We start from the raw sequence: 24,539 nt of genomic DNA on the forward strand, positions 1-24,539 counted from the left end.
AGTTAATATAGTCAATTACGGTGAGTATCGATATCTATCCGGCCTGGCAATAGCCTTGGTGAAATAATAATTTCTTTAATTAAGTATGCCTGAACCTCATCATCCTTTAGAAGACTAACTTTTGGAGACGGTGCTATCTCTGCATCTATCCAGATCTGTTCATCATTATATTTTTTTGAGCGTCTGGATTTTCTAAATAGTTTAAGAGAAATCCCTCCGAAAATCCTTTCTTGAAACGTAAATTCAAACATTTCGGCGGTAGATTTATGCACAGATTCTACAATAAACCGACGGTTTTCCTCTAGCACGTATATCATAGAAAGATTTTCTGGATCAATCACAGCAGGTAATTTTCTTGATTCATTAGATATCAGAAATTTTAAATCTTCACTCCACGCATATTTAAGCGGAGTACCGCAGATTGAGATATGATTCCGACGCAGTTCAATCGATACAATTACTTTCGGCAACATATGCATTCTCCATCACACAGTGCACGACTCTCAACCTCGATAGGATATTCGCGATATAAATTCATCTAGCTATCGTTTTCCATAAGCATTCTCCTAGAGTTTGGACTGATACGATTGTCTTCGATCTCAACTATCCAAGATTGCAACCGTGCCGCACGGAGCATCAACTCGGAACGCTTTTCCGCAAGAAGTCGATATATTAAAACTGTCGCCCACCAAGGCGGAGCCCGATTATCAGCGTTCATCCATTGATGAACTGCGGCAGCACTAATTGCAGCATCGGTACCTCTAATTCTAGTAAGATCTCGTGCTAGATCGGAATACCATTTCTTTCCTGGCCCATAGAGATACGAAGCAATTTCAGAGACCTCCTCGCGCGACAGCGGGGAGTCTTTTTCCAGACTGACGGGCAATACTACTCTCCACTGCTAAGAGGCAGAGAATGCATAATCATCTCTATGCTCTTAGCTTCAAGCACCCAAGGTAGCAGCGGCCCATTCGAGCAGCCGCAAACGAGCCGAAAAATGCGGGGATTGCAGCCGCTCTCGGCTTCAAACTCCTGTTGTGAAGTTATATGTCACAGATTGATGAAGGAGGTCAACCGTCTCGAGACGTGATTTTTTACAAGTCCTTCTGGCATTGGTCGCTCAAAGGGGGAGGCCATCGGCTTCGCGTCGCCCATGAGGCTGGTGAGAACGGTGTCCACGTCAGTGTCTCCCGTAGGCGGCGCGGACGCCGTCGATCTATGTGACGGCGCGCTCGCCACAGGCCGTCTTGTCGCGGTCGAGGAGCTTGGCGTTGGCGATGATCTGGACGGCCTCGGCACGGCCGAAGGCGCGGTCTGGGATCTCCGAGAAGGTGCGGACGAAGCAAGAGGCGAGATCAGCGGGCGGTAGACCCGAACGTGCCCATTGAGGACGTCGCCGGCACGGTCCGCAACCTGGTCGCCGAGGGCAAGGTGCTGCACTTCGGCCTGTCCGAGGCGAGCCCCCGCACGATCCGGCGGGCGCATGCCGTGCAGCCGGTCGCGGTCCTGCAGAGCGAACACTCGTTCTGGACCCGCGAGCCCGAGGCCGAGGTGCTGCCGACCTGCGAGGAACTCGGGATCGGCTTCGTGCCCTGGAGCCCGCTCGGCCAGGGGTTCCTCAGGGGCCGGGTCGACGCGACGACCATCGACCCGAAGGCGGACGCCCGCGGGCGCTTCCCGCGCTTCTCGCCCGAGGCCTCGGTGGCGAACCAGGACCTGGTCGAGGGCCTGCGCCGCGTCGCGGACCGCAAGAGCGCGACGCCCGCGCAGGTGGCGCTGGCATGGTTGCTCGCCCGCAAGCCCTGGATCGTCCCGATTCCGGGCACCACCAAGCTCGCCCGCTTGGAGGAGAACCTCGCCGCCGCCGACCTGCGCCTCGGACCCGACGACGAGGCCGAGCTGGAGCGTACTTTCGCCGAGAACCCCGTCCGGGGCGACCGGCTGTCGGAAGCGAGCCTCGGCTTCATCGACCGCTGACCGACGCCCCTTTCCGCAACCCCTCGCATCGAGAGAACGCCATGCACACGCGCACACTCGGCAGGAGCGACCTGACGGTCTCGGCCATCGGCTTCGGCTGTATGGGCCTGAACTTCAGCTACGGCCACGCCCTCGACGACACCGACAGCGTCGCCCTCATCCGCCAGGCGGTGGAACGCGGGGTCACCTTCTTCGACACAGCCGAGGTCTACGGGCCCTTCACGAACGAGAGGATCGTCGGCGAGGCGCTCCGCCCCCACCGCGACCGGGTCGTCATCGCGACCAAGTTCGGGTTCGCGATGAACCCGGCCACCGGCCGCATGTCGGGGCTGAACCGCCGGACCGAGCACATCAAGGAGGTAGCCGACGCCTCGCTGAAGCGCCTCGGCATCGAGGTCATCGACCTGTTCTACCAGCACCGCGTCGACCCGATCGTGCCCATCGAGGACGTCGCGGGGGCGGTGAGGGACCTGATCGCGGCCGGCAAGGTCCGGCACTTCGGCCTGTCCGAGCCGGGGGCGCAGACCGTGCGCCGGGCGCACGCGGTCCAGCCGGTCACGGCCCTGCAGAACGAGTACAGTCTCTGGACGCGCGGGCCCGAGACCAACGGCATCCTGGAAGCCTGCGAGGAGCTCGGCATCGGGCTGGTGGCCTACAGCCCGCTCGGCAAGGGCTTTCTTACCGGCGCGATGGGCAAGGACACCAAGCTCGGCGAGGGCGGCTTCCGAGCGATGCTGCCGCGCTTCACCCCCGAGGCCATCGGCAAGAACCAGGCGCTCGTCGACCTGCTCAAGCGCATCGCCGGCGAGAAGGGCGGCACACCCGCCCAGGTCGCACTGGCGTGGCTGCTCGCGCGCAAGCCTTGGATCGTGCCCATCCCCGGCACGACCAAGCTCCACCGCCTGGAGGAGAACGTCGCCGCGGCCGACCTGACCCTGACGGCGGACGACCTCGCCGGGATCGAGCGCGCCGCGGCAAAGATCCGGGTCGAGGGTGACCGCTACCCGCCGCAGCTCCAGGCCATGGTCGGCCTCTGAGACGAATCCCGGGATGCCGCCGGAAGGCGCCATCCGCCAGACCAAGACGAGGAGGCCATGACCATGCACGACGAAAAGACCGAAGCCAGGCTGCGGCGCCTTGAGGACAGGGCCGACCTGAAGGCCCTTGTCGACACCTTCTCCATCCTCGCCGACCGCAAGGACATCCGGAGCCAGGTGCTGCTGTTCACCGAGGACGCCACGGTCGACAGCTACGTCGGCGACCAGCGCGTGTCCGCGCTCAAGGGCCGGGAGCAACTGGCCGCCGCCTTCGAGGGCTACCTGTCGCGGTTCGAGACCGTCTACCACCAGAACGGCCAGCAGACGGTCGAGATCGAAGGGGGCCGGGCGACCGGGACGGCCTACTGCCTGACCGTTTTGGTGGGCATGCAGGACGGCAGGCGGGTGATGACCACCAGCGGCGTCACCTACGCGGACCGCTACGTGCGCGGCGAGGCGGGGTGGCTGATCGCGGGGCGGGTCACCCGGCTCGAGTGGCAAAGGAGCGAGGAGCTGCCCGCGGCGCAGCCCTGACGCTCGGCCGGATGGAAGGGCATGCCCTCAAGCGGGCTCCGTTCAGGCGTACCCTCGAACGGTCAGGCCGTGCCGGCGGGTGGTGGGCCGGGCAGGTCGAAGATCAGGCAGGTGGTGCTGGCGGTCGCGCAGAGGCGGCCCGCCTCGTCGTTCAGGCGCGCCCGGCGACCGCCTGTTGCCGCCCGGCGTGGACGACCCGCCCGACCGCGGTGAGCAGGCCCGACCGATCCGTGACGGCACGCACCGTGGGCCGGCGAGGCGATCGACGCCTATGCCGGGGATCTCGTTAGCGCTCCGTTCGCGCGGTTCGCGCCCCGGATCCTCGTCGGGCCCGCTGGCCTCGGGAAGACCGCGTTCGCAAGGGCAGCCGTTGAGGAGGCTGGCCTCGACGTGACCGTCTACGCGGCAGCGGGCCAAATGGATGGCGGGGCGTTCGCCGGGACGTTGTCGCCCGGCTCGACATCGGCGAGGGCAAGACGGCCTTCATGAGGTGGTGGCGCGAAGGGGATACCGTCCGCTGGACGCTGACGTGCCTCGACGAGAGCGACCCGAAGGGCCGGCCCCCCGATATGGCGACCTATCGGGGGGTGTCCAAGCTGGAGGACGGCTTCCTGGAGGGGCACGTCCGGGACGCCCCGATCCCGGGGCGCTTCGTCCTCGCGTGGCGCGGGCTCGCCCCTTACTGGCAGCTGTGGCTGGACGCCTGCCCCGCGCGCGGGGGCTCGCCCGTGATCCGGAAGGTCCGCTAGTTGCCGCCGGGCCCCACGAGGAGGATGGCCTTCGCGCGCCGGCGCGCCGTCATGCGGGCGACCCGCAGGTCCTGCTCGTCGGACGCGTCCGTCCCCGCCTTCCAGCGGCGAACTTCCCGCGGGTTGAACCCCCAGATCGAGGGCGAGCGACGTCGTCCAGCGATCCCGGTAGAGCAGCTCGCCGAGCGCGGCGATCTCGGCCATCGGGGTGAGCGTCGGAGGGGCGCTGTTGCCCTTGCCCTGGTTCGGCGAGCACCGTCTGCATAGCGCTCTCCTTGGCTTCGGAGCGCCTTCGCGCGAGGCGGCGCTCCGGCGCCTCGGCACGGCGCTCGCTTGCGTTCATCGAATTCATACCCAATCCGCCTTCGGTATCATTTGGAAGGGGAAGGCCGGGGGGCCCGGCCTCAGCTCGGGCTAGATTTTCAGCCTATGCCGGGAAGGCGCAGGGCGACGCCGGCGAGCCGCTCAAGCTCCATCCACGCGCTCGTAAACCCCGAGGGCGTTCATGCGGACTTCGCAGTGGATGGGCGGAATGGGGGGCTCGGGCCTCGGACGGGCCGCCGCACGTGCCAGCTTCTTTTGGCGATCCTTCCACTCGGCCAAGGCCTTGTTCGCCTGCGCCACCATCCGGTTCCGGTCCTCGCCCAACCTCTCCACGATGCCTCCTAGTCTGCCTCCCTCGACCGCGAATGCGAACGACTTGCCCATCACTAGAACCACGCCGTCGGCGAGATCCTGGTCGATGCAAGGATGTGGAATGGGCTTCTCGTCCCCGGCGAGATTGTCCTTCGTGACGCCGAAAACCCTCCCCAGCAGCCTGATGTTCCGCACATACGGGCCGCCCAGCAGGCTATCGGCCTCGTGGAGGAGCGGGAACTTGGCCGCGAACTCCGTCCTCAGGAACAAGCGGGCTAACCTACCCGCCTGCGTGAGCGGAAAGTCGAGGGCGTACTGCCAGTACCATGAGAGGTCTTTCGCCTCGCGCTTGGCCTCGGGCGTCGAGAGGATCGCCAGGGCCCGGACGACGGCATCCGGATCCGGCCGTGCGGGCTCGGGGGGCGAGGGTGCAGCAGGTGCGGGGGCAGCGGGCGGGGCCACGGGTTTCTCGTGCGAATCGGTGTTGTCCCGTTTTGGGACAGGCGCTGGCATTGCGCCATCCGCCCGTGCCTGTCGCACGGCCTGGCGCCGCTCCTTCGCCGCATCCTTCCGCGCGGCGTCCACCCTCGCCTTGCGGGCGGCCTCGATCGCCAGGCGCAGCCGCGGCTTGTCGTAGAGGGCCGGCGCGAGGTCGGGCGCCTCGGCCTCGGCCATCGAGAACGCCCAGAACGCCTTGTCAGCCCCGTCCTGGGCGATCGCATCGAGGAGGCGCTGCCCCCGCAGCGGGGCGGTCTCGAACGCTGGTGTGATCGCCTCGCCGGTGAGGGCCTCGTCGATGCCGGCGAGCCAGTAGAGGTAGCGGCTCTGCATCTCGCTGGAGAGCAGCGGGTGGGCACCGCCCCGCTTCTTGCGAGGCAGGCTTGTCGACGGCAGCGCGCTGCCGAGGCGCACGAGCGTCTCGGGGCGGATCGCGTAGCCGGGCGCATCCATGCGCTCCTTCAGGAACGCGAAGTCGTCGTCGGCGAGCGACCGTGTCCGGACGGTCTCAAGGCGCTCCGGCGGCAGGAGGCGGATCGTCAGCACGATCGCGGTGACGGCCCGCCCGTCCAGGCGCTTGCCGTCCTCGCCCCTGACGAGCGCCCCGGCCCGGCGGCGCGCCTCGTGATGGATGGCGACGTCGACGATCTCGAACGAGCGCACGTGCTTGCGGATCTCCTCAACCGCTGGGTCGAGGTGGCGCAGGCGCAGCTGCCCGACGTGGAGGGGCCCGGCCCCGGCAACGCCGAGGACGTCGGCGAGCTCCTGGGGCGCATAGGACAGCGCGAAGGGGGCCCGCCCCGGCTCGTAGCGCAGCTTCTCCGCCGCGATGTGGGCGAGGACGTCCCGGTATAGGAGCGGACTGGACCGCCGGCGGAACAGCGCGAGGACGGCGAGGTCGAGGTGGGCGTAGCGTGAGCCGGGCTGCTGGAGCGGAACCGTCCAGGCTGGGACGTGGAACGAGAACGAGTCGTCGCGCTTCAGCGGGTCGGGCGCGCGGCCGAACAGGCGGGCGAGGCTGGCGACGAGTTCGCGGGGCTGCGCCGGGCTGCCGCCTCCGGAAAGGACGGTCAAGGCATACTCGACCGGGCACAGCCGGGCGGCGAGGATAGTGTCCTCGGTCTCGATGCCGGCGCTGGTGGTGGCGAGCAGGGTCTCGAACAGCGCGTGGTCGCGGGCGGTGACGCCGTCGGCGTGGGCGAGCGTCCGATCCCGCAGCCATGCCACGGACCGCGGCACGGATGGGGCCGTCGCCAGGAACGCCTCGGGCGACGCCAGGGCTGCCTCAAGGTCCCCGCGGATCGAGGGGACGAAGGGCGCCCGGCGACGGGCCGGTGGGAGGGTCGAGTACGATGCGGTGGCCATCGGGCGCCCGTTTGTAAAGCTGCAACGAGAGTGTACGCCCGGACAGGCCTATTTCAAGAGCGCGGAGGGGTGCCGAAGGGCCGGATCCCGCGCCCCAATACTAAGAACATAGGGCCTCCGGGCCGGGAAGGGCTTGGAGGAGGCCCTGACGGCCCTCCGGGCCGACAACCGGTGTCGGTGTCTATTAGTATTGTAGCCGGGCTCCCGTCCTGAAACCGCCCCCGCTACCCCCTCCTCCCTAGAGAAACGATCGCCGCAACCTCCTTCGACCTGCCAACTCCCGTTGCAGGTTTACACGAGCAGCGTTGCAAGTTTACACGCCTCTACCCCGTCGGGCTGTTGCAGGTTCGCAGGAAGCGGCGCGACGGGCCTGGCGCCTCGCATCGGCCCAGGGCACCATCCCCTCGCAGCCAGGGGATGGGCCGTGCTTCAGATCCGCTTCGACACCGACGCCGACGACGTGACCGCGGCCGACCTCCTGTTCGACGACGAGCGGGAGGAGCTCGACGGACCGCCCGAGCCCGCCGAGACCCCGCAGGCCCGCGCCGCCCGCCTTCGGCGCGACGCGGCACGCCGCAGCCGGGAGCACCGCGAGCGGGCCCGGCTCGCGGCCGACACCGACGCCGCCCTCGTCGATGCGATGTTGCGCGTCAGCAGGATCGCGCGCGAGGCCGCAGCCCGCGAAGGCCGGCCATCCCTCGACACCCCGTTCAGCCTGGGGTCGGTCGCCAAGCTGGCGTTCGTCCGCCTGCGCAAGAAGGGCATTCCGGCGGAGAGCGCGAAGGCCTCAATCCTCGCCAGGCTCAAGGAGGGCGGCGCCTCGCACTGAGCGAGGCAGGGGTTGTTCGTTGCAGGACGCGACGGCCCCCTTGGGGGGAGCGGTGCTGCAACCGTTCTCGGCCACCTCGGGGCGGGAGGCGATGCCTGCCCGCCCCTCCTTTTCCAGCAGGACGATACGCCTCGCCGTAGCCTCCCTCGACGCCGGGCCCGGCGCAATTTTGCGCTGGAGGCCGGATGCAGTCGTCTTAGCCCACAGCCCGAGCCGCCCCGCTGAGATCCCCTGGACCGGCCCGCACCTGCACCTGTGCTTCCACGATGCGGAGGGCGGCAGGCCCCATGCCCCGGGGTAGCCCACGCGGGCAGACACCTCGTCCTGCACGCCCACTCACACGTCCAGCAATCCTCGGCTTCGTCGATGCCCATGGGCGGCTGCTCATCCACTGTGCGGCAGGCCTCGGGCGCAGCCCCGCGCCCGCTCGGGCTGCATCGCGGCCGCGGTCCTGCCCGAAGGGACCATCAACGCCGCCCTGGCCGACGGCTTTTAGGAGGCCAACATCGACCCGTCGCAGCGCCGCGAGAAGGAGGCGTTGCGCGCCGAGGCCTTGAAGCGGGCCGTCGAGGAGACCGCGGCCTCCATTCTCCCACCGGCCCCCGCCGACCCCGACGAGAATGGGCCGCGATCACGGCCCCTCGGCCCGGCGGACTTCAAGGAGGATCCACCGCAGCTCCGCACGTCCCTGAGCGATGCCGAGATGGAGGCCACCGAGGCCTTGGTACTGCAAGTCGCCTCGAACCGGGCGCGGGCCGAGGCGGGTGCGCGCGCCGACGACCTGGCGCCGGTGGGCGAGGATGCCGAGGCCCTGATGTCGCTCGCAGTCGAGGAGATGCGGCAGAAGGTGCGCAAGCTCCGGGTCGCCAACGATTGCGAGGAGACGCTCCTGATCCCCGGCGACCCGATGCGCCCCCACCTGTTCGCCGCATTCTGGTCGCTGACCAAGAGACTGGCAGAACTGGCCGGACGCGTTCGCGCCCGGCCTTGAGGCACTCTTAGGGCTAAACCCAATCAGCTTGCCCGTGTTAAGGCCCGTCGAAGGCCAACAGTTCGCATACCCGTTGGTCGGCATTGCGCCACTTCCGGATCTTCGACCTGTGTCACCGGAATGCCTGTTCGACATCCGATAGCAGCCGTTCGAAGCCGGCAACTGGGGCTCCTGCAGATTTATGTAAGAGCGACGTATGGAACCACTTCATGTGAGTTGAGAGCCGACGCCGCCCGCCGCGGGCGCTTGCCGACCCCGGACGCGCCGGCGCTCCTGATGCTCACCGCGGCCGCATCTTGGACTGCTCCGCGCAGGAGCGAGGACGGTCGTTGGGGCAGCCTCCCCTACCGGATCGATATGGGGCAGCGTGTCGTCAATTGTTGATATTTCCCGTGTATATGCTCACAACCGCTAATTATCAATCTACAGTAGCGTTAGCAGGAGAGCTTCCGAGCCCGAGCGCAGCGGAAGCCCGACGTTTCGGGAGGTGGGAATGGCTCCTGTCGTCCGCTGGGTCGTGGGTGGGCTACTTCTCGGAGGAGCCCTCGCTTCCGTTTCCACAACCCAAGCCGCCGAAGGTGGGCTGAGTTTCTACGTCTCGGGGCAGGCCGTGCCGCTCGGCGGCATCATCCCGCCTATCGGCTGAAACGCGGCGTCCAGCGCTCGATGACGTCCTCTTCGCGTTCTTCGTCGTCGGAATCGTCATCCTGGCCGATCTGCGAGGAGACGAGGACGGTGAGAACCTTGCCGTAAGAACCAAGGCCGACGGACTCTTCCGAGATGGCGGCGCGCGTGGTGCCGCCCAGCCAGTCCCTGACATCGACCGCGTCGGCGATGCGCTCGCCGGCCCGCACGCGGCCCGGCTCCGCGGCGAAGCGGGCCGTCGCGGTGCCGGGCGGCAGGGGAGAGCCCTTGCGCAGCCAGTCGAGTTTCGGCAGCGACTTCATGGCCTCGGAAAGGAAGCAGTAGTCGATCGTGCCGCCGGTGCTCATTATGACCGCGACGGCCGTGTCGGTCAGCTCCGCATAGCGAATCGCTGTGGCTGTGCGCGAGGTCAGGCAGAGATCGGCCACGGCCTCAATAGCCTCAAGGCCGGGATCGTGCCGGTCCATCGCCTTCCTGAAGGGCCCTTCGGGCATCAGCAGCCCGGTCGCAAAATGATCGGCCTCGAGTTCGTAGGGGTCCGCGGTGATGAATCCCCCGCGGGAGACGTGGATGCCGTTCTTCAGGACCTGGTCGACGTGGCCGGGCAGGAAGTAATGCCCCAACTCGTGGCTGACGCTGAATCGCTGGAACCCTTTGCTGGGGATATGCGTCGCGAAGACGATTCCGAAGTTGTTGCCATGGCGCAGCAGCATGCCGGACACGCCGTCAGCCGTCTCCGGCTTACCCTCGACCGCGATGTCGCGGCTCTCGGCGATCGCGAACGGATCGACCGGCAGCGTGGTGATGCCTTCCTCCTTCAGAAAGGCTTCGGCGGTCTGCCGGGCCATCTTGAGACTGAAGACGCGGCTCACGGGTCCTTGTCTTTTTTTCCGCTTTTGCGCTGCGCCAGCATTCTCAGGAAATCTTGCGCGATCTCCCGGTCATGTCCTGACAGTTTGCCGATGTCCCTGAACAGGGGGTCGCCGGCCTCCGCGAGCCCGGGATCGTCCACCCGTCCCAGCAAGTAGTCGGTCGTCACCTCAAGCGCATTGGCGAGCCGCCGCAGCGTGTCGAAGGACGGTTTGCGGGACCCTGCCTCGAAATGCGCGATGGAGCTGGGCGGCATCCCGGCCTTCTCGCCGAGGTCGCCCTGGCTCCAGTCCCTCAAATCCCGAGCCTTTCGGAGCCGCTCGCGGAAAATCTCTTTCGGGGTGGACTCGTCGGTCATGTCGACTCCGGCAAGTTGAACTTGACGGACTTAATTGCCCATCCTATATTTTTTGACAAGTATCTCATGTCTAACCCGTTAAGGCAAGGGGCCTGAACGAATGAGTCGCCTCCGCGTCAGTCACGCCGCCTTCGACCGCTTTGCGGAGCCGGCGGCGATTCCGCCGCCCGCCAAGGCCGCGCCACCCCGGTGCGGCCTTTTCATTTTAGAGGCGTCCGGCGGCCGGCCGGTAAGCCCGGAAGGGGACCAGCGATGAGGCACATGGCCACGATCGATCCGGATGACCTGCCGAAGGGCATTCAGCGCAGCCGCGCCCTGCCTGACGCGCAGCTTGGCGCCCTTTGGGAATCGATCATCCTCGAAGAGCGCCTGAAAGGGCAGCTCCTGTCCCAGGCGGTGCTGAATTTCACGCTCCGGGGCAAGGTCGACCGCAGCGTCATTCCCCTGCATGGCGTCATCCTGCTGGTCGGGCCGCCCGGCACCGGGAAGACGTCTCTGGCCCGCGGGCTGGCGCACCGGACGGCGGAGTCGTTCCCGGGCGGCAAGTTCCGCCTCCTGGAAGTGGAGCCGCATACGCTGACCAGCTCGGCGATGGGAAAGACGCAGCGCGCGGTTTCCGACCTTTTCTCGCAGGCCATTGCGGAGGCCGCGATGGCCGGGCCGACGATCGTCCTGCTCGACGAGGTCGAGACGCTGGCCGCCGACCGGTCGAAGATGAGCCTGGACGCCAATCCGATCGACATCCACCGCGCGACCGACGCCGTGCTCGTCCAGCTCGACATGCTGGCCGACCGCCATCCCAATCTCCTGTTCGTCGCCACCAGCAACTTCCCGCAGGCGGTCGACAGCGCGTTCACGTCCCGCTGCGACCTGGTGATGACGGTTCCGCTGCCCGATCGCGCCGCGTGCGGCCTCATCCTGAAGGACTGCCTGACCGGCCTCAGCCGCACCTATCCCGCCATCGGCAAGCTCGTGGGCACGCCGCAGTTCGACCGCTGCGCCGCCGAATGTGTCGGCCTCGACGGGCGGGCGATCCGCAAGATGGTCGCCAACGCCCTCGCGAGCAGCCCGCGGACGGCGATGAACCCCGGCCAGGTCACGATCGAGGACATCCTCGCGGCGGCCAAAGCGGCCAAGGCGAGCCGCACGGGAGGCAAGCCCTGATGAGCACTGTTGCCAGCCGCACGTTCCGCAGCACGCCGGGCCGGAACGCCCTCGAGACCTGGACGGCCATCGTCGATCTTCTCACGAAGGGTGCCGCCGGCGCAGCGCGTGAGGAGCTTCTCGCCATCGGCGGCGTCGCCGCGAGCGTCATCGCCGATCAGGCGCCGAAGGACTCGGCGATCACCGTCACCTGCGACGGTCCGCGCACGCGCATCTACTGCCTCTATGGAGACGACGCCATAGACGGCGGGGACGCGAACGAAGACGCGCTCGGCTACGACCCGCTGAAGGGCGACTGGGGCGTCTCGCTGCCCTGCCTGAGCGAGGACCTCGCCTGGGTCCAGGCCGCCCTCAAGAAACACAGCACCCGCATCACGGCCCGCGACCGCGACGAAACCGTCAAGGCTGCCGGCGGCGCCGAAGCCGCGGCGGCGCAGGCCCTCACCCTCGATCCGAAGGGGTTCCTCGGCTCATGACCAGCGTCGCCGTCAACACCTACACGCACTCCGTCACCTATGTGGCGGACAACATCCTGAAGAGCTTCAAGGACATCGTCCAGCTCAGCGGGCTCGACCCCGGCAGGCTCGTCGCCGACTGGGAAACGAACATGCGCGCCCTCAAGACGTGGCTCGGCACCGGCGACCTGCAGAGCGTCGTGCTGGAGGTGTTCAACCCCAAGACCGGCGCCCTGATCGTCCGCTGGGATATCGACGTCGTCTACAACTGGTCGTCCGGCGACGGCAATTTCTGGACCGACACGGAGCAGCTCAAATACCACATCCGCAAGGCCGGCGTCGCGCCGGCCGACGCCAGCTACGACATCCTGCTGCACACCAAGCCCGGCCGTCCCGACGTCCAGGGCTGGGGGAAGGGCGCCTACCGCTCCACCGACGGCTTCTTAAGGCACAGCCTGGGCACGACCATCGATCATAGCGGCCTCGGGGGTAACGCCGCCTACTGGAGGAAGACCAACTGATGCTGACGGTCGACGAGGCTTTCCGGAAATTCAAGAGCCGCCTGGAACTCAATGACAAGGAGCAGGCGAACGCGTCGGCGCGCCAGAACGAGGTGCGCGAATATCTCGATACGAAATTCTCGATCGACAACAGCTTCCTCACCGGCTCCTACAGGCGCCACACCAAGACCAAGCCGCTCAAGGACATCGACATCTTTTTCGTCCTGAAGGAGTCCGAGCGCCATTACCGCGACAAGCCGCCTTCCGTCGTCATCAAGGATTTCTGCGACGCGCTGGTCGACAAGTACGGCAAGGACGCCGTGCGCAAGCAGAGCCGGTCGGTCAATGTTGATTTCGGCGTCGTCGTCGACGCCGAGGACAATACCGACTACCGCGTCCTGAGCGTCGACGTCGTTCCCGCTTTCGCCAAGGGCACCGATTACGAGATCCCCGACACGGACAGCGGCGTCTGGATCAAGACCAACCCAAAGATTCACGCGGACAAGGCGACAGCCGCCCACCAGTCCTTCTCGAGCGAATGGAAGGGCCTCGTGCGCATGGTCAAATACTGGAACAACAACCCCAAGCACGGCGCCGACAAGCCGGTCAAACCGTCGTTCCTGATCGAGGTGATGGCCCTCGAATGCCTATACGGCGGGTGGCAGGGGCGCTTTGACATCGAGATCCAGGCGCTGTTCGCAACCCTGGCCGATCGCATTTTCGACACTTGGCCGGACCCTGCCGGCCTGGGGCCAGCGATCAGCAACGGCATGGACAATGCCCGCAAGCAACGCGCCCGCGACCTGCTGATGGCGGCAAGCCGCGAGGCGTCGCTCGCCATCAATCACGCCCGCCAGGGCCGCAACGGCGAGGGGCTCAAAGCCTGGCGCGCCCTCTTCGGTCCCAAATTCCCGCTGTCATGATGCGCGCGCGAGACAACACTGCCCCAGGGGCAAACCGGACGGAGGCCGCGCATGGCTGAGGCGGTTACGGCGCGCTGGCATGGCGATAACTATCAGGCCCGCATCTTTTGGGAGAACGCGTTCAACCTTCTCGATCCGCACTCCTGCGTTGTCGAGGTGACGTTCGAGGCCAACGGGCCGAAGGCGTTCGACGACGTGGTCGTCAAGTATGATCCGCCCGTTGCCCGTTCAGGCCCCGAGCGTGTCTCGGCCGACTACCACCAGGTCAAGTGGCACGTGCAGACGGGCGGGCGATTCGGGTACGAGGATTTCATCGATCCCGACTTCATCGGCGCGCAGTCGTTCTCTCTTCTGCACCGCCTGCAGCAGGCGCGACTGACGGCGCCGCCGTCGGCGCATTTCACGTTCCTGACCACCTACCGCATCAAGGACGGCGATCCGCTCGCCACGCTCATCTCGGGTCATGACAAGACCCTGCTGATCGAAAAGCTGTTCGACGGCACCACGGACAGGAGCCGGATGGGCAAGGTGCGCAAGCTCTGGCGGGAGCATTTGCAGCTCGCCGACGACGAGGCGCTGAAAGCCGTTGTGCGCGGCCTGCGCGTCATCGACGGGCACAGGTCCCTCGACGAGCTGCGCACGGAGATCAACGTCAAGGCGCAGGTCGTGGGCGTGCTGGCGTGCAGCGCGGCTGATTCGGATTTCCGCTACGACGAGCTGGCCCGCCAGCTGAAAATCCGGCAGCTCAGCGCGCTGACCCGGGACTCGTTTCTTCAGTTCTGCCGCGAGGAACGTCTGCTCGTCGAGCGGATGGCTGAGCCGGACCCGTTTCTTCCGGTCGCCATCCGCAGCTTCCTGGGGCCGGCGGCTGACATCGTCGGCGCCGCGCCCGGCGACACGCTGTTGCTCACCGACGATTTCCGGCAGCGCTATCTTCAGGACGACCGCCACTGGCAGAGGGACATCAGGCCGAAAGTCGAGAACTTCCTGCGGGAGGCTGTCAGAAAGTCGGCACGACTGCGCCTGATCCTGGATGCCCACGCCTCCATCGCGTTCCTTGCCGGCGCGGTTCTCGATCTTAAATCTGGCGTCCAGACGCAGCTGGCGCAAAAGGGGCGCGTCGGGGCGCGGATCTGGCGCGCGGACGACGCCTCGGCGGCCAAGGGCGCTCGCTTCGACATCGCTGATGAGGTCATCGGGGATGGGCGCGATATCGCGGTGGCTGTCAGCATCTCGCAGCCGGCCACGGCGCAGGCGCGTGCCTACGTTGCCGCGCAACTGCCCGAAGTCGGACGCCTCGTGTCCTGCACGCTGCCTGGCGGGCCGGGTCAGCAGAGCGTTGCGGGCGGAGAGCACGCGGCAGCTCTCGCTGAACAACTCTCCAATCACCTGCGGTCTCTAAAGATCCACGATCCCGATGCCGTGGTTCACATCTTTGCGGCGTGCCCGAACAGCTTCCTGTTCTTCCTCGGTCAGCATCACCAGAGCATCGCCCCCTGCATCGTCTATGAGTTCGACTTCGACCGGCGGGGCACCAAGACCTATCAGCCATCCTTCGTTATCGACTAGACGCAGAGGTATTTCCTTGTGTCTCCGCTGGCGCGGATCGGGCTCTATCGCGCCGTGGCTGGCCGCGACGGAGACCGCGGCCCGCTGTCTTGACCCTGACCCGGCCAACTGGTCCGCATCGAGCGCAAGTTTTTCGGGCATCCTGAACTCTGACCGAGGATGGATGTCATGCCTCGCAAACGCTTCACGACCGAACAGATCGCCTTTGCCCTCAGGCAGGCGGAGAACGGCAGCACGGTGGAGGAGATCTGCCGGAAGATGGGCGTGTCCAAGACGACCTTCTACCGCTGGAAGAAGCAGTTCACCGGCATGGGCGTACCGGAGATCCGGCGGCTGAAGCAGCTGGAGGTGGAAAACGACCGATTCCCCGCGGTCACGGCAGCGGCGTCTGCTGACGCGCTTGATGCGAGAGCCCCCGCGAATCGGCTGGTGGCAGCGAACCGTGTCAGGAACGCAAATGCTGGGAAAACCCTTGCAACCAGACATTCCCGACATCCGCCGCGATGGGCGGCTTTGGGTCAGGAGCGTGGATTGCGCAAGCACCACCGGAACATCCGAGTGGGATCGAAAGCGGCCCAGACATGGCCAAGTTGATTGGGTTTTGACTCTGGCTCTTGAACCTCAAATCACGCGCCCGCTCATGCCGCGGCGCCGATGGCTTCCAGCAGCTGCGGCGACCGGTAGGGCTTGGGGAAGAATCGCCCATCGTCGGGAACCTTGGCCTCACGGAGCCAAGCCCGGCCCGAGGTCACGACGAGCCGGATACGTGGCCAGCGCTCGGCGACGCGTCCCGTCAGCGCGAGCCCATCCATCGATCCCGGCACGTCGATGTCGGTAAAGACGACGTCGACGCCGCGGCGTTGCTCCAGCACCGACAAGGCTGCGTCAGCCGTGGACGCCTCAACGACGGCGTAGCCGGCATCCTCCAGCATCGCGACGGCGATCATGCGGATGAGGTGTTCGTCCTCCACGAAGAGGATGCAGGGGAGGGGAGCAGGCGGCGAGGACATAGGGCGGGACCAGGGCTCGGGGACGAAGCGGTGCAACCGCCGAATAGGGCACGCAGTTTCAGCTTGGCGGCACGCCACTGGGACGCCGACGCGCCCTCAGCCCTCGTCCTGGAAGTTGCGGAGGGGCGCCTCGACGACGCAGGTCACGCCCTCGGGGGGGTAGTCCAAGGATAGGACGCCCCCAACTTGGCCGGTCAACCCGCGCTCGATCAGCCGCGTTCCGAAGCCCTTACGGGCGGGGGGACGCACCGGGGGCCCGCCGCGCTCGCGCCAGGCGAGCCTCAGGAGAGGACCGTCGTCACCCTCCCGGATGGACCAAGACATCTCCACCCGGCCGTCCGGGACCGAGAGCGCGCCGTACTTCATTGCATTGGTAGTCATCTCGTGCAGCATCAGCGCGAGCCATAGAGCCGCTTTCGCGCCGACCTCGATTTCGGGATCTGCGACCCGCACACGCTCCGATGCCCCCTCCAGGACGCCGATGCCCTCCCGGACGACGGCCGCGAGGGGGGCGCGCTCGGCGGCGCCTCCGAGCAGGATGTCGTGCGCCTTGCCGAGCGCGATTAATCGCTGGGAGAGTACCTCGCGCGCGTCATCGACGTCGGCGGCACCGCGCAGCGTTTGCGCCACCACGACCTGCACCATCGAGAACAGGTTCTTCATGCGGTGCGAAAGCTCGTGGTTGAGCAGGCGTTGCCGCTCCTCGGCCCGCAGCCGCGCGACGCCGACCTCGACGCGGTCGGCCACCACGCGCATGAACTCAAGTTCCTGCGCGGTCCAGGTCCGGGGCACGCGGTCGTGCACGAAGAACAGAGCCACCGTGCTGCCGCGCTCGCGGAGCGGGGTATCGACGAAGGCGGCCACGTCGATGGGCCGAAGCGCTGGCATGAAGGAGGCGGTGCGCGGGTCTGCGGCGACGTCGTGAATCACCAGCGGCTCGCCCCGCATGAGGCCGTGATGAAGCTCACCGTAGTCGGCGAAGCGGTGGTCGCCGGCCACGCTGACCTGTCCCGGCGCCGTCCAGTCCGGCTCGATGCTCACGTGTTGCCCGTCGCGTCGAGGCGGCCGAAACCGGCGCGGCTGGCGTTCAGCGCAGTGCCTGCGACCTCGGCCGCCACCCGCGTCACCTCGGCCACTTCGGTGAGGTCGCGCAGGCGGTCGCCGAGCTCCAACAGCACCGTCTTGAACCACTCGCTCTCGGCCAGCGCGTCCCGGTCGGCCCGCTGCTTGGTGATGTCGCGCGCGACGCCGACGAAGCGGAGGGGCTTGCCGGCCTCGTCGCGTTCGAGCTCGCCTTGCGGGCGATCCAGCGCACCTCCCCCGTGTCGGGTCGGCGGATGCGGTACTCGACGTCGCGCGGCGCCTGCCCGTTCGTGCGGAAAGTCGCGGTCGAGACGAGGTGCGCGTCCTCCCGGATAACCAGCCGCTCGAAGGCTGCAGACGGGTAGCTGTCGCGCGGTGGCAAGCCGTAGAGGCGGCAGAACTCGGGCGTGGCGTGCAGGACACCGTCGCGCCCGACGGCGAACACGCCCACGCCGCCGGCCTCCTGTGCGAGCCGCAAATGGTCCTCGGCCTCGCGCCGGGCGGCGACCTCACCCAACTCGGCCAACCCCGCCGACACGGTGCCGGCGAGCACTTGCGCGAGCTTGAGGTCGGTGGCAGTGAAGGCTCGGCGTCGGCTCGACTGCAGCTTGAGCACGCCGACCGCCTCCCTGCCACGGCGGACCGGCACGATCACGCAGGAGCGCAGGCGAAGGGACTCGACGAGGTCCCGCTTGACCCGGGCATCCTCCAGCACGTCGGGTACCAGCGCGGGCTCGCCGGAGAGCAGGCACGCCCCCGCGAGGCTGCCTCGCAGCGGCACCCGCAGCCCAGCATGGGGAACGAGTACGCCCGTGGTGGCGCGATAGACAAGCTCCTCGCCGTCCAACGTCTCGATGACGGCGCCCTCGGCATGCGGCACGGCTTCAATCGCACCCGTGACCAAGGCGTCCAGCATGACGCCCAGATCGCCTTTGGCCCCGGACAGGGCGGCTTGGGTGCGGATCAGCTCCTCGCTCTGCCCGAGCAGGCGGCGCTGTTCGGCCAACGCGCGACGCAGCTCCATCTGCGCCATGACCTGCCCGGCTAGCGCACGAAGGGATTCGGCTTGGCTAGGCGTAAGCCCGGACGGCCGGGGAGCGACGTCGATCACGCAGAGGCTCCCCAGCGCCTTGCCGTCCGGCGTGCGCAAAGGTGCGCCTGCGTAGAACCGGATGCCGGGCCCGCCGGTGACCAGCGGGTTTGTCAGGGTGCGAGGGTCGCGGGTCAGGTCGGGGATGACGAGCAGGTCCGGCTCGACGAGCGCGTGGACGCAGACGGACGCGTTCAGGTCCGTCCCGCATTCCGGGAAGCCGAGGCGTGCCTTGAACCACTGCTGGTCGCCGGCGACGAGGCTGACCAGGGCCACCGGGGTCTCGCAGATGTTGCGGGCGAGCAGGACGATGTCGTCGAAGCCCTTCTCCGGCGCAGTGTTGAGGATCCCGTAGGTGGCCAGAGCCGCGAGCCGGTTCGGGTCGACGACGGTGTCCAAGGTGGCTGCAGGTACGCTCATCGATGGGCCGGCGCTACTTGGCCTCGCGCGGAACCGACGCGCACGGGGCGTCTGGGGTTACGGGCCATGCGTCGCCCATTCACTTCGCTCAGGCAACGCTTGAACCCGTTCCGATAGCGTGAAAGCGGGGCGCGGTGCAGCCTATGCCCGCGCCGGATGGCGAGAAGGCGGGGGATCCCCCATGCGGTCGCCCCCATGGGTTCGTCAGGGCGCCGCGATGAGGTCCTTGATGCGGGAGGCCAGCGCCTCCATCACGAAAGGCTTGGTCAGCACTTGCATGCCCGGCTCCAGGTGGCCGTTCCCGACCGCGGCGTTCTCGGCGTAGCCGGTGATGAACAGCGCCTTCAATCCCGGTCGGCTCACGCGGCCGGCATCGGCCATCTGGCGCCCGTTCATGCCGCCCGGCAGGCCGACGTCGGTGACGAGCAGGTCGATGCGCACGTCCGATTGCAGGACCTTCAACCCGGCGGCCGCGTCCGCCGCCTCGATGGCGGTGTAGCCCAGGTCTTCCAGAACCTCCGTCACCAGCATGCGGATGCTCGGCTCGTCGTCCACGATGAGTACCGTCTCGCCCTGCTCGGCACGCGGAGCCGAGGCGAGGTCCGGCATGCTTTCGGCGCCCTCTGCGTCGCCGTAGTGGCGCGGGAGGTAGATGCACATGGTCGTGCCTTGACCGACCTCAGAGTAGATGCGCACCTGCCCGCCCGATTGCCGCGCGAAGCCGTAGATCATCGATAGGCCGAGACCGGTACCCTGACCGATCGGCTTCGTGGTGAAGAACGGGTCGAAGGCGCGCGCAATGACGTCCGGCGTCATGCCAGTTCCTGTATCGGTCACGCACAAGGACAGGTACTGCCCCTGCGGTAGATCGCGCTCGCGCGCGGCGCGGTCGTCGAGCCACTTGTTGGCGGTCTCGATGGTGATGCGGCCGCCGTCCGGCATGGCGTCCCGCGCGTTGATGCAGAGGTTGAGCAGCGCGTTCTCAAGCTGCGGCGGATTGACGAGTGCCGGCCAGAGGCCGGCCGCGCCGACCACCTCGATGTGGATGGTCGGGCCCACCGTCCGGCGGATCAACTCCTGCATGCCGTGGATGAGGGCATTCACGTCGGTGGGCTTCGGGTCGAGGGTCTGGCGCCGCGAGAAGGCGAGCAGGCGGTGGGTGAGGGCGGCCGCTCGCTTCGAGGCGCCCTGGGCTGCGTTGATGTAGCGGTCGAGGTCGGTGAGCCGGCCCTGGCTCATCCGGGTCTGCAGGAGTTCCAGGCTGCCGGAAATGCCGGTGAGCAGGTTGTTGAAATCGTGCGCCAGGCCGCCGGTGAGCTGCCCGACCGCTTCCATCTTCTGCGATTGGCGCAGCGCCTCCTCGGTCCGTGCGAGCGCCTGCGCGGCCTCCTTCTCGGCCGTGACGTCCCGGCCGACAGCGTGGATGAAGTCCGCGTCCGGCACCGCCGTCCAGGAAAGCCACCGGTAGGAGCCGTCCTTGTGCCGGTAGCGGTTCTCGAAGCGGGGAATGACCGAGCCGGCCGAAAGGTCGCCGGCGGCCGCGGCGGTCGAGGCCGCGTCATCCGGGTGGACGAGGTCCATGAAGGAGCGCCCGACGAGCTCGTCCCCGCTCCAGCCGAACAGCGCGGTCCAGGCCGGGTTGACCGCTACGATGGTGGCGTCGAAGCGGGCCACCAGCATCACGTCGGTCGAGAGGCGCCACATGCGGTCGCGGTCGCGCGTGCGCTCCTCGACCTGCTGCTCCAGGGACGCGTTGAGGCACTCCAGCTGGGCCGTGGCACGTTTGCGGTCCTCGATGTCGGTGTTCGTGCCGATCCACCGGACCACCGCGCCGCCGGGACCGCGGATCGGCTCGGCCCGAACGAGGAACCAACGATAGGTCGCGTCGGCGCGACGGATGCGGAATTCAGTCTCGTAGAGGGTGCCGTCGGCAAGCGCCGCCGCCCAGGCCCGGCCTGCGGCCTCGACGTCATCCGGGTGTACGATGGACGCCCATGCCGTCCCGTCGAGCTCGCCCGGCACGGTGCCAGCGTAAGCGTTGACCTGCACGTTGAACCAGTAGAGGTCACCGTTCGCGTCGGCGGCCCAGACGTGGTTCGGCATGGCCTGCGCGAAGACCCGGAACTGCTCCTCGCTCTCGCGTCGGCTCGCCTCTGCGCGGAAGCGCTCGATGGCGGCCCGGGTGCGCTCGGCGACGTCGCGCACGAAGTCGAGCTTATCGGTGCGCCAGTCACGCGGCTGCCGGTCGTGCAGGAAGAAGAGCGCCACGATGCGCCCGTGCTCCATCACCGGCACGTTGATCAAGGCACGTACGCCTATGGCCAGGAGCGGTCCCGGGTTGCCCGCGGTGCGCGGATCGACCGTCACGTCCGGGATGACGACCTCGCGGCCTTCCGCCAGGCCGGAGCGGACCTCACCGTAATCGGCGAAGCGGTGCCGCCCGGCGAGGCTGACCACGCCCGGGGCCGTCCAGTCCCGCTCGATATCGACGTACTCCAGCGCCTCGTCGACCGTGCCGTACCCGGCCCGGTCGAGACCTAGCGTGCGGGCCATGATCTCGGCGCCTACTGCCGCCATCTCGGCCGTGTCGCGGCATTCCTGAAGGCGGTCGCCGATGGCGATCAAGGCGTCCCGGAAGGATTCCAGCCTGCGGCGTTCCGTAAGGTCGCGGGTGACAGTACCGTAGCCGGTGACCGCACCCTCCGCGTCGCGGACCGGGAAGATGGTGTAGTGGACGGGGACCGCGGCGCCGGTCGAGAAGTTGCGGAACGCGAGGTCGCCTTCCCAGAAGCCGCCCTCACGCGCGGTGGGAAGGACCTTCCCTAGCACCGTTGGTCGGTCTGCCGGCTCGAAGTAGTCGAGCAGGATGTAGCCGCGGGCTTCTTCCAGGCCGGCCAAACCGACGAGCCGACGACCACCCTCGTTGACGAACTCCGCGTTGCCGTCGAGATCGGCCAACCCGATGAAGTCGCTCGACTGCTCGACGAGAGCCGCAAGACGCCGCGCGCGAGTTTCGGCGGTTCTGGTCTCCGTGATATCACGGACGGTGCCGACGAAGCGCACGGGTCGGCCGTCCCGGAAAACCGTGTTGCCCCTCGCGGCCAGCGTGCGCTCCACGCCATCGCGCCGGCCGATGACGCGGTACTCTAGCTCGAAACCGTCGGCCATGCCGATGGCTGCCTGCACGGCTTTGTCCGCCCGCTCCCGGTCGTCAGGGTGCACGCCAGGCAGGAAGGCGCCCTCGTAGGAGACGGGATCGTCGGGCGACAGCCCGAACAGGGTTCGGGTGCGCGCGTCCCACGTGAGCGCGCCGGTGACGAGGTCGTAGTCGTAGATGCCGGTCCCGGCCCCCTCCAGGGCTAGGCGGAGCCGATCCTCCGCCTCCTGCAGGTCGGCCCTGGCGCGGTGGCGCTCCGCGATGTCCGTGACCATGACGAAGATGCCGGCGACGGTGCCGTCGGCGGACCGGCGCGGGATGTAGCGGATCTCCGATTGCCGAGGGATGCCGTCCTGGTACGGCATCAGCGCGTCGAACGTGACGTCCTCACCAGCGAGCGCCCGCGAGATGAGGGGGAGGCGGGCCTGGTACACCTCCTCGCCGACGACCTCTCGCACCGGCCGATCCAGGATCTCGCTCGCCGGCCGCCCGAACCACGCCTCGTAGTACCGGTTCACGAACCGGTAGACGTGATCCTGGTCGATGAACGAGATCAGCACCGGCAGGGCGTCGGTGACAACCTGGAGCCCGTCGCGGACGCGGCGGGTCTCCCCTTCGGTCGCCGTGGCGTCGGTGCGGTCGCGCAGGATCTTGAGGAAGCCCATCCCGGTGCCGTCCGGTGAGCGCAGGGGCATCATCTCGCCGCTGGCCCAGAAGCGGGAGCCGTCCTTGCGCAGGTGCCAGCGTTCGTCCGCCGCGCGTCCGGTTTCGGAGGCGCAGCGCATCTCCGTCTCGGGCCGCCCGGCAGCACGGTCCTCGGGGGTGAAGAAGGTCGCGGCCGGCTGCCCGACCATCTCCTCGGCCGGCCAGCCCAGGATGCGTTCGGCGCCTGGGTTCCAGGCGGTGACACGCCCTTCGTGGTCGGTGGTGATGATGGCGAAGTCGACGGCGCTGCCGAAGATCGCACGGCAGAAGGCCGGGGTCGGCTCGCCGGGCATGAGCGGAGAGGAAGCGTTCAAGACAGGGTTACGCGGAGTGTTCGAGGAGAAGGCGGGGGCCCGACGGAGGTGGGTGCCGCTTGCCCGTCATATGAGGCGAGGCGTAGGCCGACCCAAGTTGTTAGGCAACCGGCGTCTGCCGGACCGGGGCGCACGCGGTCGCCGATATTGCCGGCGGTCAGGAGGATGCCGCCACGGTGTCGGCCATGCGGGCCTGACGGGCGCCGAGAGGCTTGTCGCCGCCGACCGTCGTGTCGCGCGCGGTCTGGTGTTCCATCTCGGCGTTGAGCTCGGCCCCGAGCAGCACCACCGTCGTGGACAGCCAGATCCAAGTCATGAAGCCGATGGCGGCGCCGAGCGAGCCGTAGGTCTCGTTGTAGCTGCCGAAGTTCGCCACGTACCAGGAGAACAGCCCCGACGCGGCCAGCCACAGGGAGCCGGCCACCGCGCTGCCCCATGTCACCCAGCGCCACCGGGGTTTCCGGCGGCTCGGGCCGAAGCGGTACAGCACCGCCAGGCTACCGATGACGAGGACGAGCAGGACGGGGAACCGAAGGAGCGCGATGTACCAGGCCTTCTGGTCGAGCCCGAGCACCTGCAACGCGGCCGGCACGACCACGATGCCGGTGAGGGCAAGCCCAACGAACAGCAGCGCCCCGACGGTGAATGCCAGCGACTGCAGGTTGAGCATCACGAACGAGCGCTTCTCCTCCTCCTCGTAGGCGATGTTGAGCGCGTCGAAGACCGCCTTCATCCCGCCGTTGGCGCTCCAGAGCGAGATCAGGATGCTGACGATGGCAGTCAGGCCCAGCGCCTTGTCGCCCTTGTCGACCAGACGCTTCACTTGACCGCCGACGATGTCGATGGCCCCGTCCGGCAGGATGCCGCGCAGGTCGTTCAGGTGATGGTTGATGGTGCTCGGGTCGGCGACCGCGCCGTAGATGGAGACGAGCGCCGCGATGGCTGGGAACAGGGCCAGGATGGCGTAGAAGGTCACGCCCGCAGCGACCAGCAGGATGCGGTCGTTGCCGAACTCCCGGTAGAGACGGAGCGCGATGTCCTTCCAGCCCTTGGCGGGGATCTCGGAGGGCGTGTCCGCCTTGCGCCCGCGCTCCGGCTCGGCCTCGGCCAGGCGCTCGGCCGCGGCGCCCTCGTGCGAGACGGGCGCATCCTCGGTACCGAGCTTCCGGTCCTCTTTCCCCGGACCGCCGGACGCAATCGGCAAGGAACCTCCGCGCCGCTTCGGTAAGGCGACCAGACCGACGAGGGCCACGCCCAGGCACGCGGTCCACAAGGTCGGCGAGGTCCGCTCGGGGCGAGCGGAAGGAGGCGTCGGGGCAGGCTGATCCGTCATGGCTCACCGGGGCGCAGGGCTCACGTTGGGCCCTGGGGCATCTGCACAACGGCAACGGACACGCTTTGGTGCCCGCGTGTCGCCGATATCGTGCTCGCCGGCCGTTCGCCATCCAGGCAGCCGCGACGACGCAGCCATCCAAGGGAGCGGTCGTGCGCGCCAACCTGCACTATCTAGGGCCCGGACCGACCGAGCGTGGCGGGCCAGGGCGCCCTGCCACGCCGAAGCGACAGGTGACGCGACCGCCATGCCAAGCAGGACTTCCCGTTGCGCGACATCCCCGGCGGGCCGGGGCCGTCGGAGGGCTACGAGCGACGCGGCGAAGGG

The 24,539-nt window shown here is 67.5% G+C and carries 21 protein-coding genes and 1 pseudogene; 12 read left to right on the top strand and 10 right to left on the bottom strand.

Features of this window, described 5'->3' with window-relative positions:
• Positions 1 to 11: 11 nt before the first annotated feature.
• Positions 12 to 473, bottom strand: coding sequence for a hypothetical protein (locus DA075_RS36020; protein WP_123834334.1), 462 nt, complete (start codon positions 471 to 473; stop codon positions 12 to 14).
• Positions 474 to 1,377: 904 nt separating this feature from the next.
• Here DA075_RS36020 and DA075_RS18080 point away from each other — a divergent pair.
• From DA075_RS18080 to DA075_RS18100, 4 genes are all read left to right on the top strand, one after another.
• Positions 1,378 to 1,977, top strand: coding sequence for an aldo/keto reductase (locus DA075_RS18080; RefSeq protein WP_413231068.1), 600 nt, complete (start codon positions 1,378 to 1,380; stop codon positions 1,975 to 1,977).
• A 41-nt stretch (positions 1,978 to 2,018) separates the two neighbouring features.
• Positions 2,019 to 3,014 (top strand): aldo/keto reductase, encoded by a 996-nt coding sequence (locus DA075_RS18085; RefSeq protein ID WP_099954394.1) that lies wholly within the window; start codon positions 2,019 to 2,021, stop codon positions 3,012 to 3,014.
• A gap of 57 nt (positions 3,015 to 3,071) precedes the next feature.
• Complete coding sequence (locus tag DA075_RS18090) at positions 3,072 to 3,548, top strand: nuclear transport factor 2 family protein (protein WP_236012599.1); 477 nt, start codon at positions 3,072 to 3,074, stop codon at positions 3,546 to 3,548.
• 485 nt (positions 3,549 to 4,033) lie between these two features.
• Positions 4,034 to 4,297 (top strand): hypothetical protein, encoded by a 264-nt coding sequence (locus tag DA075_RS18100; RefSeq protein WP_099954395.1) that lies wholly within the window; start codon positions 4,034 to 4,036, stop codon positions 4,295 to 4,297.
• A gap of 465 nt (positions 4,298 to 4,762) precedes the next feature.
• Here the strand turns inward: DA075_RS18100 and DA075_RS18105 are convergent, their stop codons facing one another.
• Positions 4,763 to 6,796 (bottom strand): hypothetical protein, encoded by a 2,034-nt coding sequence (locus tag DA075_RS18105; protein WP_099954396.1) that lies wholly within the window; start codon positions 6,794 to 6,796, stop codon positions 4,763 to 4,765.
• Positions 6,797 to 7,220: 424 nt separating this feature from the next.
• On the opposite strand from DA075_RS18105, the gene DA075_RS18110 reads away from it, so the two are divergent.
• Complete coding sequence (locus DA075_RS18110) at positions 7,221 to 7,625, top strand: hypothetical protein (protein WP_099954397.1); 405 nt, start codon at positions 7,221 to 7,223, stop codon at positions 7,623 to 7,625.
• Positions 7,626 to 8,163: 538 nt separating this feature from the next.
• Complete coding sequence (locus DA075_RS36025; protein WP_123834336.1) at positions 8,164 to 8,616, top strand: hypothetical protein; 453 nt, start codon at positions 8,164 to 8,166, stop codon at positions 8,614 to 8,616.
• Positions 8,617 to 9,251: 635 nt separating this feature from the next.
• Here the strand turns inward: DA075_RS36025 and DA075_RS18120 are convergent.
• Positions 9,252 to 10,133 carry an ImmA/IrrE family metallo-endopeptidase gene (locus tag DA075_RS18120; RefSeq protein WP_099954399.1) on the bottom strand — a complete coding sequence of 294 codons (882 nt, stop codon included), beginning with the start codon at positions 10,131 to 10,133 and terminating at the stop codon, positions 9,252 to 9,254.
• Positions 10,130 to 10,489, bottom strand: coding sequence for a helix-turn-helix domain-containing protein (locus DA075_RS18125; RefSeq protein ID WP_099954400.1), 360 nt, complete (start codon positions 10,487 to 10,489; stop codon positions 10,130 to 10,132). Before DA075_RS18125 ends, DA075_RS18120 begins: the two co-directional genes overlap by 4 nt.
• Before the next feature lie 261 nt (positions 10,490 to 10,750).
• Between DA075_RS18125 and DA075_RS18130 the strand changes: the two genes are divergently transcribed.
• From DA075_RS18130 to DA075_RS18155, 6 genes and pseudogenes are all read left to right on the top strand, one after another.
• Positions 10,751 to 11,653 (top strand): AAA family ATPase, encoded by a 903-nt coding sequence (locus tag DA075_RS18130; RefSeq protein WP_420813056.1) that lies wholly within the window; start codon positions 10,751 to 10,753, stop codon positions 11,651 to 11,653.
• Complete coding sequence (locus DA075_RS18135) at positions 11,653 to 12,129, top strand: hypothetical protein (RefSeq protein WP_099954402.1); 477 nt, start codon at positions 11,653 to 11,655, stop codon at positions 12,127 to 12,129. The genes DA075_RS18130 and DA075_RS18135 overlap by 1 nt, the downstream gene beginning before the upstream one ends.
• Positions 12,126 to 12,629 (top strand): HORMA domain containing protein, encoded by a 504-nt coding sequence (locus tag DA075_RS18140; RefSeq protein WP_099954403.1) that lies wholly within the window; start codon positions 12,126 to 12,128, stop codon positions 12,627 to 12,629. The genes DA075_RS18135 and DA075_RS18140 overlap by 4 nt, the downstream gene beginning before the upstream one ends.
• Positions 12,629 to 13,531 carry a CBASS oligonucleotide cyclase gene (locus DA075_RS18145; protein WP_099954404.1) on the top strand — a complete coding sequence of 301 codons (903 nt, stop codon included), beginning with the start codon at positions 12,629 to 12,631 and terminating at the stop codon, positions 13,529 to 13,531. Before DA075_RS18140 ends, DA075_RS18145 begins: the two co-directional genes overlap by 1 nt.
• A gap of 51 nt (positions 13,532 to 13,582) precedes the next feature.
• Positions 13,583 to 15,100: an SAVED domain-containing protein gene (locus tag DA075_RS18150; protein ID WP_099954405.1), complete on the top strand. Its 1,518-nt coding sequence runs from the start codon at positions 13,583 to 13,585 to the stop codon at positions 15,098 to 15,100.
• A 168-nt stretch (positions 15,101 to 15,268) separates the two neighbouring features.
• A pseudogene (locus DA075_RS18155) lies at positions 15,269 to 15,458 on the top strand (transposase); the annotation flags it as partial.
• Positions 15,459 to 15,738: 280 nt separating this feature from the next.
• Here DA075_RS18155 and DA075_RS18160 read toward each other — a convergent pair.
• The 6 genes from DA075_RS18160 to DA075_RS18180 all read right to left on the bottom strand — a co-directional run bounded on the left by DA075_RS18160 (position 15,739) and on the right by DA075_RS18180 (position 24,212).
• A complete protein-coding gene (locus DA075_RS18160) occupies positions 15,739 to 16,110 on the bottom strand; it encodes a response regulator (protein ID WP_099954406.1) in 372 nt (123 codons plus the stop codon).
• A gap of 96 nt (positions 16,111 to 16,206) precedes the next feature.
• Positions 16,207 to 17,151 (bottom strand): sensor histidine kinase, encoded by a 945-nt coding sequence (locus tag DA075_RS18165; RefSeq protein WP_164712380.1) that lies wholly within the window; start codon positions 17,149 to 17,151, stop codon positions 16,207 to 16,209.
• Entirely contained in the window at positions 17,148 to 17,288 is a 141-nt protein-coding gene (locus DA075_RS36645) for a hypothetical protein (protein ID WP_164712382.1), read from the bottom strand. The genes DA075_RS18165 and DA075_RS36645 overlap by 4 nt, the downstream gene beginning before the upstream one ends.
• Positions 17,234 to 18,682, bottom strand: a complete 1,449-nt coding sequence (locus DA075_RS38405) for a GAF domain-containing protein (protein WP_329618770.1) — start codon at positions 18,680 to 18,682, stop codon at positions 17,234 to 17,236. The genes DA075_RS36645 and DA075_RS38405 overlap by 55 nt, the downstream gene beginning before the upstream one ends.
• Before the next feature lie 225 nt (positions 18,683 to 18,907).
• Positions 18,908 to 22,858: a PAS domain S-box protein gene (locus DA075_RS18175; RefSeq protein ID WP_099954408.1), complete on the bottom strand. Its 3,951-nt coding sequence runs from the start codon at positions 22,856 to 22,858 to the stop codon at positions 18,908 to 18,910.
• Between the two features lie 178 nt (positions 22,859 to 23,036).
• Entirely contained in the window at positions 23,037 to 24,212 is a 1,176-nt protein-coding gene (locus DA075_RS18180) for a YihY/virulence factor BrkB family protein (protein ID WP_099954409.1), read from the bottom strand.
• Between the last annotated feature and the right edge of the window lie 327 nt (positions 24,213 to 24,539).

This window comes from Methylobacterium currus (assembly GCF_003058325.1).
In the GTDB taxonomy this organism is placed as follows: Bacteria; Pseudomonadota; Alphaproteobacteria; order Rhizobiales; family Beijerinckiaceae; genus Methylobacterium; species Methylobacterium currus.

Coding starts and splice junctions, on each gene's coding strand:
- DA075_RS18160 (WP_099954406.1), bottom strand. CDS start 16,110: ATGTCCTCGCCGCCTGCTCCCCTCCCCTGCATCCTCTTCGTGGAGGAC.
- DA075_RS18140 (WP_099954403.1), top strand. CDS start 12,126: ATGACCAGCGTCGCCGTCAACACCTACACGCACTCCGTCACCTATGTG.
- DA075_RS18135 (WP_099954402.1), top strand. CDS start 11,653: ATGAGCACTGTTGCCAGCCGCACGTTCCGCAGCACGCCGGGCCGGAAC.
- DA075_RS18125 (WP_099954400.1), bottom strand. CDS start 10,489: ATGACCGACGAGTCCACCCCGAAAGAGATTTTCCGCGAGCGGCTCCGA.
- DA075_RS18130 (WP_420813056.1), top strand. CDS start 10,751: ATGGCCACGATCGATCCGGATGACCTGCCGAAGGGCATTCAGCGCAGC.
- DA075_RS18085 (WP_099954394.1), top strand. CDS start 2,019: ATGCACACGCGCACACTCGGCAGGAGCGACCTGACGGTCTCGGCCATC.
- DA075_RS18105 (WP_099954396.1), bottom strand. CDS start 6,796: ATGGCCACCGCATCGTACTCGACCCTCCCACCGGCCCGTCGCCGGGCG.
- DA075_RS18175 (WP_099954408.1), bottom strand. CDS start 22,858: ATGCCCGGCGAGCCGACCCCGGCCTTCTGCCGTGCGATCTTCGGCAGC.
- DA075_RS18100 (WP_099954395.1), top strand. CDS start 4,034: ATGAGGTGGTGGCGCGAAGGGGATACCGTCCGCTGGACGCTGACGTGC.
- DA075_RS18180 (WP_099954409.1), bottom strand. CDS start 24,212: ATGACGGATCAGCCTGCCCCGACGCCTCCTTCCGCTCGCCCCGAGCGG.
- DA075_RS36020 (WP_123834334.1), bottom strand. CDS start 473: ATGTTGCCGAAAGTAATTGTATCGATTGAACTGCGTCGGAATCATATC.
- DA075_RS18145 (WP_099954404.1), top strand. CDS start 12,629: ATGCTGACGGTCGACGAGGCTTTCCGGAAATTCAAGAGCCGCCTGGAA.
- DA075_RS18090 (WP_236012599.1), top strand. CDS start 3,072: ATGACCATGCACGACGAAAAGACCGAAGCCAGGCTGCGGCGCCTTGAG.
- DA075_RS18150 (WP_099954405.1), top strand. CDS start 13,583: ATGGCTGAGGCGGTTACGGCGCGCTGGCATGGCGATAACTATCAGGCC.